Genomic DNA, 17128 nt, shown 5'->3' on the forward strand with positions numbered 1-17128 from the left:
GAAAGTGTTATCACTATGCTAGAAGGAAGCTAGGTGAAGTCGAGCAAGCCAGGCGTCCATGACCCGGCGCCAGGAGAACGGGGGCCACCCATGTCCACACCCGAGTCCACACCCGTGTCCGCCGACGACGCGTCCGCGACCGCCGACATACCCGAGATGCCCGCCCCGCGCGTACGGGAGTTCACCGCGCCCAGCATCGGCGGCGGGCTCGCCCTGCTGCTCGGCCTGGCCGGACTGCTGGCCGGCGCGGCGATGGTGGCCGCCGGGAGCGTCGCCTCCGCGGCCGGCGCCAAGGCCGCCCTCATAGCCGGCGGCATCCTGATCGCGCTCGTCGCCTTCATCGCCATGTGCGGTCTGAACACGGTGGCGCCGGGCGAGGCCCGGGTGGTCCAGCTCTTCGGCCGCTACAAGGGCACGATCCGGCAGGACGGCCTGCGCTGGGTGAACCCCTTCACCTCGCGCGTGAAGATCTCCACCCGCGTACGCAACCACGAGACCGCCGTCCTCAAGGTCAACGACGCCTACGGGAACCCGATCGAGCTGGCCGCGGTCGTGGTGTGGAAGATCGAGGACACCGCGCAGGCGACCTTCGAGGTGGACGACTACACGGAGTTCGTCGCCACGCAGACCGAGACGGCCGTGCGGCACATCGCCATCGAGTATCCCTACGACGCCCACGAGGCGGACGGCCTCTCGCTGCGCGGCAACGCCGAGGAGATCACCGAGAAGCTCGCCGTCGAACTGCAGGCGCGAGTGGAGGCGGCGGGCGTGCGCGTCGTCGAGTCGCGCTTCACCCATCTCGCGTACGCTCCCGAGATCGCCTCGGCGATGCTCCAGCGGCAGCAGGCCGGCGCGGTGGTCTCCGCGCGGCGGGAGATCGTGGACGGCGCGGTCGGCATGGTCGAGGCGGCGCTCGCCCGGATCGCGGAGCAGGGGATCGTGGAGCTGGACGAGGAGCGGAAGGCGGCGATGGTCTCCAACCTGATGGTCGTGCTGTGCGGCGACCGGGCGCCGCAGCCCGTGCTGAACACCGGGACCCTCTACCAGTGACGGATCCTTCGGACCTCCCCGCCCAGGAGCCGCCGAAGCGCCGGCCGCAGCAGCGCAAGCAGGTGCTGCTGCGGCTGGACCCGTCGGTGTACGACGCGCTGGCCCGGTGGGCCGGGGACGAGCTGCGGTCGGCGAACGCGCAGATCGAGTTCCTGCTGCGCAAGGCGCTCGCGGAGGCGGGACGGCTGCCGAAGGAGACCGGCCCGCTGCCCCGGCGCGGCCGCCCGCCCGGCCCCTCGGGCCCGGTGTAGCGGAACCGTGACAATCGCGCCCCACCTGGGCGGCCGTACGGCCCGCCGTGGACTGCACACTCCGCGTATACATAGCGCGTATACACGGTGTGTAGAGTGCTCGGCATGTCCATTGGTCACACTCTTCTGGGGCTCCTGGAGTCCGGCCCGCGCCACGGTTACGACCTGAAGCGGGCCTTCGACGAGAAGTTCGGTCACGACCGGCCGCTGCACTACGGCCAGGTCTACTCGACGATGTCCCGGCTGCTGAAGAGCGGCCTCGTCGAGGTCGACGGCATCGAGGCGGGCGGCGGCCCGGAGCGGAAGCGGTACGCCATCACGGACGCCGGCGTCACCGATGTCGAGCAGTGGCTGGCGACACCGGAGAAGCCGGAGCCGTACCTCCAGTCGACCCTCTACACCAAGGTCGTCCTCGCCCTGCTGACCCACCGGGACGCGGGCGACGTCCTCGACACCCAGCGCTCCGAGCACCTGCGCAGCATGCGGATCCTGACCGACCGCAAGCGCAAGGGCGACCTGGCCGACCAACTGGTGTGCGACCACGCCCTGTTCCATCTGGAGGCCGACCTGCGCTGGCTGGAGCTCACGGCCGCCCGGCTGGAGAAGCTGCGTGAGGTGGTGGCCCGATGACCCCGCCGGCCGGTTCCCTGCTCGCCGCCCAGGACCTGCGCAAGGCCTACGGGCCGACCGTCGCCCTGGACGGCGCCGAGTTCTCCATACACCCCGGCGAGGTCGTCGCCGTGATGGGCCCCTCCGGGTCCGGAAAGTCCACGCTGCTGCACTGTCTCGCCGGGATCGTGCCGCCCGACTCCGGTTCCATCACGTACCAGGAGCGGGAGCTGGCGACCATGAGCGACGCCCAGCGCAGCGCGCTCCGACGCAGCGAGTTCGGGTTCGTCTTCCAGTTCGGGCAGCTGGTACCGGAGCTGACCTGCGTGGAGAACGTGGCCCTGCCGCTGCGGCTGAACGGCACCTCCCGCAAGGAGGCCGAGAAGGCGGCCCTCGACTGGATGGAGCGCCTCGAGGTCGACGACCTCCGGGGCAAGCGGCCCGGCGAGGTGTCCGGCGGTCAGGGACAGCGGGTCGCGGTGGCCCGTGCGCTGGTCACCGGGCCCCGGGTGCTGTTCGCCGACGAGCCGACCGGCGCGCTGGACTCGCTCAACGGCGAGCGCGTGATGGAACTGCTGACGGACGCGGCCCGCTCGACCAACGCGGCCGTCGTCCTGGTCACCCACGAGGCCCGGGTGGCCGCCTACTCCGACCGCGAGATCGTCGTACGCGACGGGAAGTCCCGGGACATGGAGCGCATCGTATGAGCGTGCGTCAATGGGCCCGGGATCTGGGCATGGGGGCCAGGTTCGCCTTCACCGGCGGGCGCGAGGGCTGGATGCGGGTGCTGCTGACGGCGATGGGTGTCGGGCTCGGCGTGGCGCTGCTGCTGCTGACCACCGCCCTGCCCAGCGCGCTGGCGGTACGGCACGAGCGCGACGAGGCCCGCCTGGACTACACCTACGGCCCGCACATCCCGAAGGCCGCCGACACGCTGGTGATCGCCGACGCCAACACCACGTACCGCGGCGACGACGTCCGGGGCCGGCTGGTGCAGCCCGAGGGCCCGCGCGCCCCGATGGCACCGGGCCTGTCGAAGTACCCCGCACCGGGCGACATGGTGGTCTCGCCCGCGCTGAAGGAGCTGCTCGACTCCGGTGCCGGGAAGCTGCTGCGGCAGCGGTTGCCGTACCGGGTGGTGGGGACGATCGGCGAGCCGGGACTCATCGGCTCGCGGGAACTCGCCTACTACGCCGGGGCCGAGAACCTGTCCGCGCACATGAACCGCTGGCAGACGGCCCGGATCACCGCGTTCGGGCATCCGCAGGCGGTACCGACGTCCAGCTCGGCCCCGGACCCGGTGCTGATCATGCTGGTGCTGGTCATCTTCGTGGTGCTGCTGATGCCGGTCGCCGTGTTCATCGCCGCGGCCGTGCGCTTCGGCGGTGAGCGGCGCGACCGCAGGCTTGCCGCGCTGCGGCTGGTGGGTTCCGACAGCCGGATGACCCGGCGGATCGCCGCCGGCGAGGCACTGGCCGGTTCGCTGGTCGGACTGGCCTTCGGCACCGTCTTCTTCCTGCTCGGCCGTCAGCTCGCGGGCTCGGTCGAGATCGTGGGCGTCAGCGTGTTCCCCAGCTATCTCAACCCCACGCCCGCGCTCGCCGCCCTGGTGGCACTCGCCGTCCCGGCGGCGGCGGTGCTGGTCACCCTGTTCGCCCTGCGCGGGGTGGTCATCGAACCGCTGGGCGTGGTGCGTACGGCCAGGCAGAAGCGGCGCAGGCTGTGGTGGCGGCTGCTGCTGCCCGTCGGCGGGCTCGCGATGCTGGCCCCGATGATCGGCCAGGGCCGCACGAACGGCAACTTCAACCAGGTCCTGGTGATCGGTGGCGTCCTGCTGCTGCTCGTCGGCATCACCACGCTGCTGCCGTGGATCGTCGAAGCGGCGGTCGCCCGGCTCGGCCGAGGCTCGGTCGCCTGGCAACTCGCGGTCCGTCGGCTTCAGTTGAGCAGTGGCACGGCGGCGCGCATGGTGAACGGCATCGCGGTCGCGGTGGCCGGGGCGATCGCGCTGCAGATGGTGTTCGCGGGCATCCAGGGCGACTACACCCAGTCGACCGGCAAGGACACCACCCGGGCCCAGATGCAGGTCAACCTGTCCCGGGGGGTGGCCCTCGGCCCGGCCTCGGCGAAGTTCGCCGCCACCAAGGGCGTACGCAAGGCCACGGCGCTGGGCAGCGTCGAGGTCGCCGACCGGGACTGGCGCCATGAGGCCGGGGCCAGGACGAACGTGACCGTGGGCGACTGCGCCGCGCTGCGCGAGGTGGCGCGGCTGACGTCCTGCCACGACGGGGACGTCTTCGTGGCGAAGGGCGCGGAACGCGACGAGGACCTGGACAGGCTGGCCAGGCCGGGCCTCACCCTCCACGTCGACACGAGCGACGGACCGGCCGCCGGCCCCGATCTCACCTGGACGGTGCCGCACCGTCTGCCGCGGGTCACCCCGGTCACCGGCCCGACCGGCAACAAGGACGACGGTCTGCTGCTGACCCCGGCCTCCGTGCCGGACGCGATGAGCCGCGTGCTCAGCGCATCGGTGTTCGTCTCCCTCGACGACTCGGTGCCGGACGTGCACGAATACGTCCGCAACACGGCGGCGGGGGTGGATCCGCTGGCGGACGCGATGGTGTGGTCGTCCACCGAGGAGCTCCAGAAGTTCACCTCGATCCGCACGGGTCTGTTCGTCGGGGCCGTCTGCGTGCTGGCGCTGATCGGCGCGAGCCTGCTGGTCTCGCAGCTGGAGCAGTTGCGCGAGCGCCGGAAGCTGCTGTCGGCGCTGGTCGCCTTCGGCACCCGGCGGCGCACGCTGAGCCTGTCGGTGCTGTGGCAGACGGCGATCCCGATCGCGCTCGGCCTGGTGCTGGCCTCGGCCGTGGGGCTGGCGCTGGGCGCGGTGCTGCTCAAGATGGTGGGCGCGCCCATGGGCGTGGACTGGCCGGGCGTGCTGGCGATGACCGGCATCGGCGCGGCCATCGTCCTCGCGGTGACGGCACTGAGCCTGCCGCCGCTGCTGCGGATGATGCGCCCGGAGGGACTGCGCACCGAGTAGGACCGCATGCGGGAGGCGTGTGTGCCGGGCGGGGGCGGGTGTCAGGAGTCGTCGTTCACGACCCGTACCGGCAGGGCGCGCAGGGCCTCGCGCAGGGCCGCCGCCAGTTTCTCGTACTCGGCGGCCCGGGCCGCGCCCGTCCGCATGGCGAGGGCGACGCGGCGGCTCGGGGCGGGGTCGGCGAAGTGGCCGGTGAGGAGCCGGCTGCCGCGGGTCGTCTCCAGCTTCAGCGCGGTGCGCGGCAGCAGGGTGCAGCCGAGGCCGCCCGCGACCAGCTGGACGAGCGTGGACAGCCCCGCGGCCGTGGTGGTGACCGGTGCGTCCGCGCGGCCCGCCTCCCGGCAGATGTCGAGTGCCTGGTCGCGCAGGCAGTGTCCCTCGTCCAGGAGCAGCAGGTTCAGCTCCCGGAGTGCCTCGCGCGGGATGCCCTCCTGGCCGCCGAGCCGGTGGTCGGGCGGGGTGACCAGCACGAAGTCCTCGTCGAACAGGGGGAGTTCGACCGTGCCGGGGACGCCGAGGGGGACCGCGAGCAGCAGCAGGTCCAGGCGTCCGCCGGCCAGCCCCTCGATGAGGTTGGCGGTCTGTTCCTCGTGCACCTGGAGGTCGAGGTGCGGATAGCGGTCGTGCACGAGGCGCAGCACGGTGGGCAGCAGGTACGGGGCGACGGTCGGGATGACGCCGAGCCGGAGCACGCCGGTGAACGGCGCGCGGACCGCCTCCGCCTCCTCCAGCAGCGCCCCGACCGCCGCCAGCACCGCCTTCGCCCGTACGGCCAGCCGCTCACCGGCGGGCGAGAGCAGCACCTTGCGGGTCGTACGCTCGAGCAGGGTCACGCCCAGGGTCTCCTCCAGCGCCGAGACGGCACCGGACAGCGCGGGCTGGCTCATCCCGATGGCGGCCGCCGCGTCCCTGAAGTGCAGGTGGTCCGCCACGGCGCTGAAGGCCCGCAGCTGGGCGAGGCTCGGCTGGCGCCGCTTACCCATGGTCACTGATAGCCGCCTCCGATCAACATGACCAAGTGTAGCTATTTCCCGAATCAATGCACCCTGTGCCAGCATCGAGATCGTCCAACCCATGAGGAACGCCCGCGATCCGGGTGTTTCTTCGTTGCAAGGAGAGCGTGTGCTCACTGTCGGTGACAAGTTCCCCGAGTTCGAACTGACCGCCTGCGTCTCGCTGGAGAAGGGCGCGGAGTTCGAGACGATCAACCACAAGACCTACGAGGGCAAGTGGAAGATCGTGTTCGCCTGGCCCAAGGACTTCACCTTCGTGTGCCCGACCGAGATCGCCGCCTTCGGCAAGCTGAACGAGGAGTTCGCCGACCGCGACGCCCAGGTGCTGGGTTTCTCCGGGGACTCGGAGTTCGTCCACCACGCCTGGCGCAAGGACCACGACGACCTGCGCGACCTGCCGTTCCCGATGATGGCCGACTCCAAGCACGAGCTGATGCGGGACCTCGGCATCGAGGGCGAGGACGGCTTCGCCAAGCGCGCGGTCTTCGTCGTGGACCAGAACAACGAGATCCAGTTCTCCATGGTGACCGCCGGCTCCGTCGGCCGTAACCCCAAGGAGGTCCTGCGGGTCCTGGACGCCCTGCAGACGGACGAGCTGTGCCCGTGCAACTGGAGCAAGGGCGACGAGACCCTGGACCCGGTCAAGCTGCTGGCCGGAGAGTGACGGACATGTCCCTCGACACCCTCAAGTCCGCCCTTCCGGACTACGCCAAGGACCTGAAGCTGAACCTGGGTTCGGTCATCGGCAACTCCGACCTGCCGGCCCAGCAGCTGTGGGGCACGGTGCTGGCGACGGCGATCGCCTCCCGCTCCCCGATCGTCCTGCGCGAGCTGGCGCCCGACGCGAAGGCGAACCTCTCCCCCGAGGCGTACGACGCGGCCAGGTCCGCGGCCGCCGTCATGGCGATGAACAACGTCTTCTACCGCACCCGGCACCTGCTGTCCGACCACGAGTACGGCAGCCTGCGCGCGGGCCTGCGGATGAACGTCATCGGCAACCCCGGTGTGGACAAGGTCGACTTCGAACTGTGGTCGTTCGCCGTGTCCGCCATCAACGGCTGCGGGATGTGCCTGGACTCGCACGAGCAGGTGCTCCGCAAGGCCGGCGTCGACCGCGAGGTCGTCCAGGAGGCGTTCAAGATCGCGTCCGTGATCCAGGCGGTCGGCGTGACGCTCGACGCGGAGGCCGTCCTCGCCGAGTAGGCGATCCGCGCCCGCCCCACGACGGGGCCTGAGCCCCGTTCACTCCTCGTGGACGGGGCTTTCCGCTACCGGGACGGGTTCCTCCTCGACCGGGACGGTCCCCTCATCGACCGCCACGGGGACCGACCGGCGGTGGACCTCCTCCGAGTACTGCCGCAGATAGCCCACCACCGTGTTCGTCACCGCCACCAGCGGTACGGCGACCACGGCGCCGCCGATGCCGGCCACCATGCCGCCGGCCGCCACGGTGAGGACCACGGCGAGCGGATGGACGCGGACCGCGCGGCCGAGGATGAACGGCTGCAGGACATGGCCCTCGATCTGCTGGACCGCCAGGACCACCAGCAGGGTCATCAGGGCCGTGAAGACGCCCTGCGTCACCAGCGCCACCACCACCGCGAGCGCGCCGGAGGCGACCGCGCCGACCAGCGGGATGAACGAGAACAGGAAGATGAACACGGCCAGCGGGACGGCCATCGGCACGTTCAGGAAGTAGATGCCCAGGCCGATGAAGATGGCGTCGATCAGGGCGACCAGGACCGTACCCCGGACGTAGGCCGTCAGGGTGCGCCAGGCGCGGGGGCCGGCGCCGGCCACGCCGGGGCGGGCGGCGGACGGGACCAGCTTCAGGAACCAGTCCCAGATGCGCTCGCCGTCGTAGAGCAGGAACAGCGTCGAGAAGAACACCAGCAGGATGCCGGTCAGGGTCTCGACGACGACCTGAACACCCTCCAGTCCGGCGGACGTTATCTGGTCGGTGTTGGCGCCGATCGCCTCGCGGAGGTTCTTGGCGATCTGGTTGATCTGCTTGTCGGTGACGTGGAAGGGGCTCTTCAGCAGCCAGTTGCGCAGGTCGTCGATGCCGTGCTGGATCTGGTTGGAGAGGGTGTCGATGTTCTCCATGACCTGCCAGGTCACGAACCAGCCCATCAGCCCGATGACGACGAAGCCGGAGATGGCGGTGAGCGCGGTGGCCGGGCCGCGCGGCACGCCGTAGCGCCTGAGCCGGGAGACCGTCGGCTGCAGCAGCGCGGTGATGAGCAGGGCGATGACGAAGGCGAACACGACCAGTTGTACGGCGCTGATGACCCGCATGAGGACCCAGACCGTGCCGGCCAGCACCAGCAGTCGCCAGCCGGCCTCGGCGGCGACCCGGACGCCCCACGGCACGGCCTGCGCCGGGTCGGGGCGGGGGCCGGCCGGTACGGCGGGGCGGGGGGCCGGGGCCGCCACCGGCTCCGTCGCGAGCCGGGTCACGGCCCGCTCGGGCTCCGTGTGCTCCTTCTCCACCTCGGCGCGCCGCTCGTCCAACCGCTCGCCCATCTCGGTGAGCCCGGCACCGAGCCGGCCCAGCCACCCTGGCACTCGCGACATGATCCGTCCTCTTCCCCCCGTGTCCCTGGGGCTCCGGCCGCCACTCCCCCCTGGAGTCGTCCGGATCGACCGTACAGGGCGAGAGCCCCTCCCCCTAGGACGGGGAGGGGCTCTGCGGAGTCGGGCACCGGCGGTCGCGGCTCAGTAGTTGCCGTTCGCCTGCCAGTACGTCCAGGCGTCACACGGACTGCCGTAGCGCTGGTTCATGTAGTTGAGGCCCCACTTGATCTGCGTGGCCGGGTTGGTCCGCCAGTCGGCGCCGGCGGACGCCATCTTGCCGGCGGGCAGGGCCTGGACCAGGCCGTAGGCGCCGGAGGAGGCGTTGACCGCCTGGTAGTTCCAGCTGGACTCGTGGTCCACGATGTTGCTGAAGCACTGGAACTGCCCGCCCCCGACGATCTGACGCGCCATCGCCTGGATCTGCGCGATCGTGTAGGAGGTCTGGACGGGGAAGCTGGAGGAGTCGCGGACGTCGCCGCGGCTCGCCGCCGCGGACTTCGCCTCGGCGCGCTGCTTGGCCAGCTTGGCCGCCTTCTCCGCGTCCGCCTTCTTCGCGTACGCGGTGTCGGCCGCGGCCTTGCGGGCCGCCGCCTCGGCGTCCTTCTTGGCGCTCGCGTCCGCGGCGATGGCCTGCGTGTCGGCCTGCTGCGTCAGGGACGCGGTCTGCACCTGCGCCTGCTGACCCGCGGGTATGTCCGCGAGGAGCGTGGTGTCGGCGGCCGTCGGCTCGGCGTCGTTGTTCTGCGCGACGCTGCCCGAGGCAACTCCGACGACGCTTCCGACGGCGGTGACCGCGGTGGCCGAGGCCACTGCGAATCCCCGGACCGAAATCCGGCTCACACGGTTTCCTTCCAGCATCGCCCGCTTCGGTGACCCTGGCGGACGCAATCGTGCCCTTGACGCTGGCCTCCCAACTGCGGGGTCACGGGAGGCACGGGCCCGGTGGGCGACTCCCCCGAGGGGAGTGCCTCATGGTGCGCGGGCGGCATACGACGTCGCTATGGAGTTGGCATTGCTGCTCTGGACCTCTCCCACTACCAAAGGTGCGGGGGTACCCCCATGGGTACAGGTGTGTCGTATGCGGGGCCTGACAGGAATGAGACTCTGCCGTAACCCGACGCCGGGTGGCAATTCCGAGTTGCGTGTGAAAGCTCACATCTCGTTTGTCCCTGTGGGTTTCAGGAAACGGCCACACGCCAAGGCGCCGCCCGGCTAGGCTCTGGACCTTTTGCCGGACGGCGCCCAACAGGTGGGTCGACTAACCCAGTTGCGTCAGATGTGCCCCTCTTCGAGCATTTCGGTCACAAGTGCAGCGATCTGGGACCTCTCGGACCGGGTCAGGGTCACGTGCGCGAAAAGCGGATGCCCCTTCAGTTTCTCCACGACGGCCACGACACCGTCGTACCGTCCGACCCGCAGATTGTCCCTTTGCGCCACATCATGGGTCAGAACGACCCGGGAATTCGCGCCGATTCGGGACAGAACGGTGAGGAGCACATTCCTTTCCAGGGACTGCGCCTCGTCCACGATCACGAACGCGTCGTGCAGCGAGCGGCCGCGGATGTGGGTGAGCGGGAGCACCTCCAGCATCCCGCGCGCGGTGACCTCCTCGATGACCTCACGGCTGGTGACCGCGGAGAGGGTGTCGAAGACCGCCTGCGCCCAGGGACTCATCTTCTCCGCCTCGGAGCCCGGCAGATAGCCCAGCTCCTGGCCGCCGACCGCGTACAGCGGCCGGAAGACCATCACCTTCTGGTGCTGGCGCCGCTCCAGCACCGCCTCCAGGCCCGCGCACAGCGCCAGCGCCGACTTGCCGGTGCCGGCCCGGCCGCCCATGGACACGATGCCCACGTCCGGGTCGAGCAGCAGGTCGAGCGCGATGCGCTGCTCGGCGCTGCGGCCCTTGATGCCGAACGCCTCCCGGTCGCCGCGCACCACGCGGACGTTGCCCTCGGCCGTCACCCGGCCCAGCGCCTTGCCGCGCTCGGACTGGATGGTCAGACCCGTGTGCACGGGGAGGTGGGCGGCCTCCGGGACGTACACGTGTCCTTCCTCGAAGAGGATGTCCACCTGTTCGCCGGACAGGGTCAGTTCGGACATTCCGGTCCAGCCGGAGGCGTCCGTGATGGCCAGCTCGGCGCGGTACTCCTCGGCGAGGAGACCGACGGAGGAGGCCTTGATCCTGAGCGGCAGATCCTTCGAGACGACGGTGACGTCGTACCCCTCGGCCTGCAGGTTGCGGGCCACCGCGAGGATGCGGGAGTCGTTGTCCCCCAGGCGGTAGCCGGTGGGCAGCACGCTGGGGTCCGAGTGGTTGAGCTCGACACGGACGGTCCCGCCGAGTTCCCCGATCGGGATGGGGGCGTCGAGGCGGCCGTGCTTCACCCGGAACTCGTCGAGCAGGCGCAGGGCCTGCCGGGCGAAGTAGCCGAGTTCGGGATGGTGCCGCTTGGCCTCCAGCTCCGTGACCACGACGATGGGGAGCACGACCTCGTGCTCGTCGAAGCGGCTCAGGGCGTTCGGATCGGCCAGCAGGACGCTGGTGTCGAGAACATAGGTGCGCCGGTCTGGCTTGTGGCGCTTTGTGCTGGTCACCACGGAAGGACGTACCCCCTCGGATGAGGTCGGGGAGCGACGGAGTGGAGCTGGACCGGTCGTCGGCCGCCGTGCACGGGCCGAGAACCGGCCCTCCGCCTGTTCGTCCGTGCTGTGACCGCACGATCGGGCTGGTGCAAAGGGCCTCCCGGGCGGACGGCCCCGTGCCGCCCGCTGAGATCCGACACCCGTGGTTCGGGCGTCGACCTGCTTGGCTTATGCCCTCGAACAAGCGGCGCCATGCAAACGCATGGGACAGCGCGCTGGTGAACTCCTTGTTACGTCCGCCCCAACGGGGGTATACGGGGCGGTTTCGCCTCCGTGATGACGGTGCTCAGCCGCCGTAGCGCCGGTGACGTGCGGCGTAGTCGCGCAGGGCGCGCAGGAAGTCGACCTTGCGGAAGGCCGGCCAGAAGACCTCGCAGAAGTAGTACTCGGAGTGCGCGGTCTGCCAGAGCATGAATCCGGACAATCTCTGTTCGCCGCTGGTGCGGATCACCAGGTCCGGGTCGGGCTGGGCGCCGGTGTAGAGATGACGTCCGATCATGTCGACGTCGACGGACTCCGCCAGCTCCTCCATCGGGACGTTCCGGTCGTGGGCGTCGAGGAGCATCGCGCGGACGGCGTCGGCGATCTCCTGGCGTCCGCCGTAGCCGATGGCCACGTTGACCAGTATTCCGTCGACGTGGGCGGTGGCCTCCTCGGCCTCCTTGAGCGCGTTGCGCATGGGGGAGGGGAGGATGTCGGGCGTGCCGACGTGGTGGACCCGCCAGCGGCCGTCGGCGGCCAGGGTGCGTACGACGTCCTCGATGATGCCGAGGAGCGGGACCAGTTCGTCCTTGGGCCGGTCCAGGTTGTCCGTGGACAGCAGCCAGAGGGTGACGACCTCGACGTCCGTCTCGCTGCACCAGCCGAGGAACTCCTCGATCTTGTCCGCGCCGGCTCGGTGACCGTGGACGGTGGTGGAACCGGAGGCCTTCGCCCAGCGGCGGTTGCCGTCCATGATGACGCCGATGTGCTTGGGCACCTGAGCGTGGTCCAGGTGGCCTTCCACCCGGCGTGCGTAGAGCCCGACGAGCAGGCCGCGCAGCTTGTCGCGCAGGTTCACGTGATGTCAGCCCCTCCTGTGGCGCGGTTAAGGGTCCCCGCGGGGCGCAGCCTACTCCTGCCGGGAGCCCGGCCCGAGTTGGGGGCGCGGCCTCCGGCCCCGCGCGAAGCGCTCCGCCCGTTGGGGGAAAGAAAAAACGGGCCGGTCCGTGGGGGGGAGACGGACCGGCCCGAGGGGGGGTTTCCACCATAACCCTTCGTAAGTGATGCTGCGCGCATTCGCGTGCCACAACTACTCTCCGGAGTCGCCCGGCAACGCCCGGGTTAGCGCGGAACGTTGGATTCAGGGGTTTCAGGTGGCCGAATCACAGCTGATTCCCAGGGAATCGGGCCGTATACACATCGATCAAGAGGGTTTGGGCCGTCTTGGTGAACCGTCGGCGAGTTGTCCGAGGGTTCCCCCGGGTGGGGGATCCGGCCGGCGAACGGTGGCTCGACGCGCCCCCGGCGACGTCACGGCACCGCGCAGCCCCCTCCACTGCGCGGTACCACCCGCGCAGCTTTGCTCACGCGAATAACGTTGGTCTGAACTTACGTGACGGGTGGGGCTGAATGCGACCCGTGTGCGGTAACGATGTGGAAACCGTGTGGAAGGAACCCGGGAAGTGAACGGCTAGCGCGGCCTGCGGATGTCGAAGAGGTGCCGGGTGCTGTGGGCGACGAAGGGGCCCTCGGCCTCGATCCGCTCGTGCAGGGCGCGCAGTTGCGGCTCGTACGCCTCGACCGTGAAGCCGGGGACCATCCAGACCACCTTGCGCAGGAAGTGGACGACGGCCGCGATGTCGTGGAACTCCGTCCGCAGCCGCTCGGCCCGCAGTCCGACGACCTCCAGCCCCGCCGCCTCGGCTTCGGCGCGCTCACGGTCGGGGTGGCGGTTGCCCCGCGTGGCGTCGGACTGCGGCCCCAGGAAGAACTCGACCAGTTCGAAGACGCTGGCCGGGCCGACGTGCTGGGCGAAGTAGGTGCCGCCGGGGGTGAGGACACGGGCGATCTCCGCCCACTGCGGGCGCACCGGGTGACGGCTGAGCACCAGGTCGAAGGCCCCGTCGGCGAAGGGCAGCGGAGCGTCCTGCGGCACGCCGACGACCACCGCACCGCGCGGGTGGAGCAGCGCGGTGGCCCGGGCCGCGTTGGGCGGCCAGCCCTCGGTGGCGGCGAGCGACACCGGCCGGGCCGGGGCCGCCGAGGCGAGAGCGAAGTCCAGGACCTCCCCTCCCCCGGTCTGCAGGTCCAGCGCGGCGGTGGCCCGGGCCAGCCGGCCGCCCGCCGAGCGGGCATAGCCCCAGGAGGGCCGTGCCTCGGTGGCCCGCCCCTCGAACCACGAGAAGTCCCATCCCTCGGTGGGAACGGCGGCGCCCTCTGCGAGGAGGTCCTCGAAATCGCGGTGGTCTGTCCGTTCTCCCATGACGTGATCGTCCCAACGCGGTGCCGCCGGGCGCTGCCGATTTTTCTTCGCCGTCGCCGGCGTCTCGGAGGGTGTCCTCCGCCCCTTCGTGGAGGGCGCTACGGTCGGTCCGGGAGAGCGGGAGAGAGGGGGCGGGCGATGGAGCTACGCAGGCGGGAAAAGCCGGTCCGGCGGAAGTGGCGGGACGGGCGGGGGATGCTCGTCGTGCACCGCGAGGACGGGACGTCGGTCTCCGTCCCGCTGGAGATCGCGACGTCCTACCGGGCCCGCACGAAGGGCCTGCTGGGCCGTGACGCGGTCGACGGGGCGATGCTGCTCTCCCCGGCCGGCGGTGTGCACACCTTCCGGATGCGCATCCCCATCGACGTCGCCTACCTGGACCGCCACCTCGACGTCATCGCCGTCCGCACCATGGCCCCCGGCCGCCTGGGCCTCCCCCGCCTGCGCTCCCGGCACGTCCTGGAGGCCGAGGCGGGGGCGATGGCGGGCTGGGGGCTGGGCGACGGGGCCCGGGTGAGCGTGCTGGTGCCCTGAGGTCAGCTCCCCGTGCGGGGGAAGGTGACCTCGACCCTTCGGTTCTTCCTGCGGCCCTCCTCCGTCGAGTTGTCCGCGATCGGGTACTGCTCGCCGTAGCCGCGCACCTCGAAGGTGACGTTCGGGTCGTTCAGGTCCTGGTCCAGGACGGCCTGTACGGCGTTGGCGCGCTGCTTGGACAGGATGTCGCCGTGGGCGGAGGAGCCGAGGTCGTCCGTGAAGCCGAAGACCCTGACCTGGGTCGCGTTCTGCTTCTTGATCTCGTCCGCGATCGCCTGGATACGGGCCTTCGCCTCGTCGCCGAGCCTGGCACTGTCCTTGCTGAACAGGACCTCTGCCTGCAGCGCGAACTTCACGTCGGCGTTGGTGTCCTCGCGGCGTTCGTCCCCGCTCTGGTCCTCGACGACCGACTTGATGTCCAGCACCTTGGCCGCGGCGAGCGTGGCCCCCTCGGGGAGCTTCAGGTCCGGGTCGGTGGGGTCGATCTTCACCGGGGCCGAGGCGGAGGGTTCGGTACCCGGGGGGACGGTGGGGTCGGTGCCGTCGGCGTGCGCCGCGCAGAGGTTGGTTGCGGCGAGGAGGGTGGCGGCGAGGAGGGTGAGGGGGAAGCGGTGTGGGATCGTCACTGGGACCTCACCCGGAGATCTGGAGGGAGGCGGACTCGAAGGTCGGCAGCTGGAACTCCACCTGCGTGGTGTTGGCCGGGGGTGCGGGGAACTGCATGAAGACCGGCAGGCTGTCACCGGCCTTGAGCGAGGAGAGCCCTGTGGTGGTCAGCGGACGGCCGTCCGTGTCACGCAGGACGTAGTACCGCTTCTTGCCCTGCGGGTCGACCAGTGTGGCGCCACCCAGAGACGTGCCGTTCCGGATGATCTCGGTTTCGTTGCCGCTCAGGGCGGAGGGGATGAGGATGCTCTTGGCTCCGTCGTTCTTCAGGGTGCCGTTCACGGTGACGAAGCCACCGGAGTCGCGTTTCGCGGAGGTGACCTGGAGAAGCAGGCCGTCCGATCCCTTCAGCTCGGCCAAGGGCTTGTCGGACTGCCCTTCCTGCGCGCTCGGGTCGGAGCCCGCGGTCTTCGAAGCGGACGCGGGCGTTTCCGGCTTCTTGCCGTCGCCGCCCCCGCCGCCGCAGCCGGCCACACCGACGGCCAGACCGGTCGCCAGCGTGAGCGCGACCAGCCCCCTGCGGGCCTTCGCGGTGAACCGAACGCTCATGGGTCTGCTTCCTTCTTGACTCGTCGTTCGCATGTCAGTCGGCGACCAGGTGGACGTCGAACAGGTCCTGCGGACCCGGGAGACTGCCGAGGTCGTGCGGGTCGAGGTCCCAGTTCCGGTCCTTGCAGGTGAGTCGCGGCAAGGCGGAGCCCCCGGCGCCCCCTCCGGGCAGCTCGAACGTGCAGAGCGCCTCGACCACCGCCGACGCGGACTCCCTGGAGTACGTGTTCTCCGTGCCGGGGACCACGGAGCGGCCGACGGACCTGTCCGTCCGGACGGAGACCTGGTAACCCAACGGGCCGCGTGGGGCACAGGACTCGACGTGCGCGTCGTTCTGTGCGGCGAGCTGGTAGGCGCGCCAGCACGAGGGATCGACGGGCACCTTCCCGTCGAAGACGTCCTGCCACTTGGTCGGGTCGAGTACGTCCTTGACCCACAGGGCCGCGAGTTGTTTCCGCGTGTCCTGGGCCGCCGCGAGCGCCGCCGCGTCCGCGGCCGTCTGGGCACCGTTCCTGTTGGTCGCGGCCTGGCCGACCGCGAGGTAGGCGAACGCGAGGAAGAGCAGACCCGCCACCACCGTGAGGTAGATGGGGAAGGCCTGCCCTGCGTCGCGGTGTCTGCCGGTAGGTGTCAGCCGGTCACCTGGGCGATCTTCGCCCTGATCGCGTCGAAGATCGTCTGGCCGATGCTCGTGCCCGTGATCGCCAGCACGATCGCCACCACCACCGCGATGATCCCCAGGTACTCGACGGCGGTCTGCCCCTTGTCGTCGGTACGACGCTGCGCGGCAACCACCATCTTCAGTAGCAAGTCGCTCATGGTGCATCCCTCCGGGTTCGCTTCCGACGTCCGCACCGTAAGGCCGTACGCCCCGCCCCCCAGAGGGCCCCAGGACCCAACCCCGGGCCCAATCGCCGTGTGGACGCCGGTTCCTCCTCGTGCCCATCTCACGCCACCCCCAGCCACTTCGCGGCCGCCTGTGCGCGGCTCGTGCTGTGGAGTTTGGCGAAGATCCGGTTGATGTGGTTCTTGACGGTCTTCTCGCTGATGAAGCACAGGGCGGCGATCTGCTGGTTGTTCATGCCGGATGCGATGAGGTCCATGATCTCCGCCTCCCTTGTGCTGAGTTGGAACCGCGACCGGTACGACTGTCCCACACCGGATTGCAGTTGTGAAAGGTTTTGGGGAGAAGTTGGCTTGAGGGGAAGGGGTAGTTCCGTCCCTGTGTGTGCAGTTGCATGCGTCCGGAGATGCGACAGCAACGCCCCGGCCGCCGTGGGCGTGAAGTGCGGCCGGCCCTCCCCCACGTCCCGTACCGCCCGTACCAGCTGCTCCGTCGTGAACTCGCCGTGGACGAGATAGCCCCCGGCGCCGAGGCGCAGCGCCTCCTGGACGATCTCCGTTTCGTTGCTGTACGTGAGCATCATGACCGGCGCGAGCCGCACCAGGTGCGGAAGCGCCGAAATGCCGTCCACGCCGGGCATCCGGACGTCGAGGAGGACGACGTCGGGGCGGTGCCGGAGCGCCGCCTCGTAGGCCTCCCGGCCGTCCGCCGCCTCCGCCACGACCGTGGTGTCGCCGTGGGCGGTCAGGAGGGCCGTCAGGCCCGCGCGGACCACGGGGTTGTCGTCGGCCACCACGATCCGCAGCGGGGCCGTGGGGGTGGTGGCCGGCGGGAAGTCCTCGAAGGGGTCCTCGGGGTGACACTGGTGACACTGCATCGGGC

The 17128-nt window shown here is 70.4% G+C and carries 19 protein-coding genes; 8 read left to right on the top strand and 11 right to left on the bottom strand.

From position 1 onward, the window contains the following. The first annotated feature begins 90 nt into the window (after positions 1-90). The 5 genes from ACFYMM_RS01570 (at position 91) to ACFYMM_RS01590 (ending at position 4956) form a co-directional block, all read left to right on the top strand. The gene (locus ACFYMM_RS01570; protein ID WP_388382694.1) at positions 91-1050 is read left to right on the top strand and encodes an SPFH domain-containing protein; all 960 of its coding nucleotides are present in this window, start codon (positions 91-93) and stop codon (positions 1048-1050) included. Then, on the top strand, positions 1047-1301 hold the full coding sequence (locus ACFYMM_RS01575; RefSeq protein ID WP_388382697.1) for a hypothetical protein: 255 nt from the start codon (positions 1047-1049) through the stop codon (positions 1299-1301). The genes ACFYMM_RS01570 and ACFYMM_RS01575 overlap by 4 nt, the downstream gene beginning before the upstream one ends. A 105-nt stretch (positions 1302-1406) precedes the next feature. Then, a complete protein-coding gene (locus ACFYMM_RS01580; RefSeq protein ID WP_388382699.1) occupies positions 1407-1931 on the top strand; it encodes a PadR family transcriptional regulator in 525 nt (174 codons plus the stop codon). Next, entirely contained in the window at positions 1928-2617 is a 690-nt protein-coding gene (locus ACFYMM_RS01585; protein WP_388382701.1) for an ABC transporter ATP-binding protein, read from the top strand. The genes ACFYMM_RS01580 and ACFYMM_RS01585 overlap by 4 nt, the downstream gene beginning before the upstream one ends. Then, a complete protein-coding gene (locus ACFYMM_RS01590; protein WP_388382703.1) occupies positions 2614-4956 on the top strand; it encodes an ABC transporter permease in 2343 nt (780 codons plus the stop codon). Before ACFYMM_RS01585 ends, ACFYMM_RS01590 begins: the two co-directional genes overlap by 4 nt. Before the next feature lie 41 nt (positions 4957-4997). Here the strand turns inward: ACFYMM_RS01590 and ACFYMM_RS01595 are convergent, their stop codons facing one another. Beyond that, a complete protein-coding gene (locus tag ACFYMM_RS01595; protein ID WP_388383288.1) occupies positions 4998-5939 on the bottom strand; it encodes a hydrogen peroxide-inducible genes activator in 942 nt (313 codons plus the stop codon). 139 nt (positions 5940-6078) lie between these two features. On the opposite strand from ACFYMM_RS01595, the gene ACFYMM_RS01600 reads away from it, so the two are divergent. Together ACFYMM_RS01600 and ACFYMM_RS01605 are read left to right on the top strand one after the other, a co-directional pair. After that, positions 6079-6633 carry a peroxiredoxin gene (locus ACFYMM_RS01600; protein WP_388382705.1) on the top strand — a complete coding sequence of 185 codons (555 nt, stop codon included), beginning with the start codon at positions 6079-6081 and terminating at the stop codon, positions 6631-6633. 5 nt (positions 6634-6638) lie between these two features. After that, entirely contained in the window at positions 6639-7172 is a 534-nt protein-coding gene (locus ACFYMM_RS01605) for an alkyl hydroperoxide reductase (protein ID WP_388382707.1), read from the top strand. Positions 7173-7211: 39 nt separating this feature from the next. Here ACFYMM_RS01605 and ACFYMM_RS01610 read toward each other — a convergent pair whose 3' ends face one another. The 5 genes from ACFYMM_RS01610 to ACFYMM_RS01630 all read right to left on the bottom strand — a co-directional run bounded on the left by ACFYMM_RS01610 (position 7212) and on the right by ACFYMM_RS01630 (position 13653). Next, a complete protein-coding gene (locus tag ACFYMM_RS01610; RefSeq protein WP_388382709.1) occupies positions 7212-8546 on the bottom strand; it encodes an AI-2E family transporter in 1335 nt (444 codons plus the stop codon). A gap of 141 nt (positions 8547-8687) precedes the next feature. Next, positions 8688-9386, bottom strand: a complete 699-nt coding sequence (locus ACFYMM_RS01615; protein WP_388382711.1) for a transglycosylase SLT domain-containing protein — start codon at positions 9384-9386, stop codon at positions 8688-8690. A gap of 432 nt (positions 9387-9818) precedes the next feature. After that, positions 9819-11144 carry a PhoH family protein gene (locus ACFYMM_RS01620; RefSeq protein WP_388382713.1) on the bottom strand — a complete coding sequence of 442 codons (1326 nt, stop codon included), beginning with the start codon at positions 11142-11144 and terminating at the stop codon, positions 9819-9821. Between the two features lie 331 nt (positions 11145-11475). After that, entirely contained in the window at positions 11476-12249 is a 774-nt protein-coding gene (locus ACFYMM_RS01625) for an isoprenyl transferase (RefSeq protein ID WP_388382715.1), read from the bottom strand. 612 nt (positions 12250-12861) lie between these two features. Further along, positions 12862-13653, bottom strand: coding sequence for a methyltransferase domain-containing protein (locus tag ACFYMM_RS01630; protein WP_388382717.1), 792 nt, complete (start codon positions 13651-13653; stop codon positions 12862-12864). A gap of 138 nt (positions 13654-13791) precedes the next feature. On the opposite strand from ACFYMM_RS01630, the gene ACFYMM_RS01635 reads away from it, so the two are divergent. Beyond that, positions 13792-14187, top strand: a complete 396-nt coding sequence (locus tag ACFYMM_RS01635; RefSeq protein ID WP_388382719.1) for a DUF192 domain-containing protein — start codon at positions 13792-13794, stop codon at positions 14185-14187. A gap of 2 nt (positions 14188-14189) precedes the next feature. Here the strand turns inward: ACFYMM_RS01635 and ACFYMM_RS01640 are convergent, their stop codons facing one another. The 5 genes from ACFYMM_RS01640 to ACFYMM_RS01660 all read right to left on the bottom strand — a co-directional run bounded on the left by ACFYMM_RS01640 (position 14190) and on the right by ACFYMM_RS01660 (position 17123). Then, positions 14190-14813, bottom strand: a complete 624-nt coding sequence (locus ACFYMM_RS01640; RefSeq protein ID WP_388382721.1) for an OmpA family protein — start codon at positions 14811-14813, stop codon at positions 14190-14192. 7 nt (positions 14814-14820) lie between these two features. Further along, complete coding sequence (locus tag ACFYMM_RS01645; protein ID WP_388382723.1) at positions 14821-15402, bottom strand: hypothetical protein; 582 nt, start codon at positions 15400-15402, stop codon at positions 14821-14823. A 34-nt stretch (positions 15403-15436) separates the two neighbouring features. Beyond that, positions 15437-16036 carry a pilus assembly protein TadG-related protein gene (locus ACFYMM_RS01650; RefSeq protein ID WP_388383290.1) on the bottom strand — a complete coding sequence of 200 codons (600 nt, stop codon included), beginning with the start codon at positions 16034-16036 and terminating at the stop codon, positions 15437-15439. Further along, positions 16033-16221 (bottom strand): Flp family type IVb pilin, encoded by a 189-nt coding sequence (locus tag ACFYMM_RS01655; RefSeq protein WP_388383292.1) that lies wholly within the window; start codon positions 16219-16221, stop codon positions 16033-16035. The genes ACFYMM_RS01650 and ACFYMM_RS01655 overlap by 4 nt, the downstream gene beginning before the upstream one ends. Before the next feature lie 128 nt (positions 16222-16349). Continuing rightward, a complete protein-coding gene (locus ACFYMM_RS01660) occupies positions 16350-17123 on the bottom strand; it encodes a response regulator (RefSeq protein WP_388382725.1) in 774 nt (257 codons plus the stop codon). Between the last annotated feature and the right edge of the window lie 5 nt (positions 17124-17128).

Origin of the sequence: Streptomyces sp. NPDC006739, from assembly GCF_042869815.1 — a bacterium.
Lineage (GTDB): Bacteria > Actinomycetota > Actinomycetes > Streptomycetales > Streptomycetaceae > Streptomyces.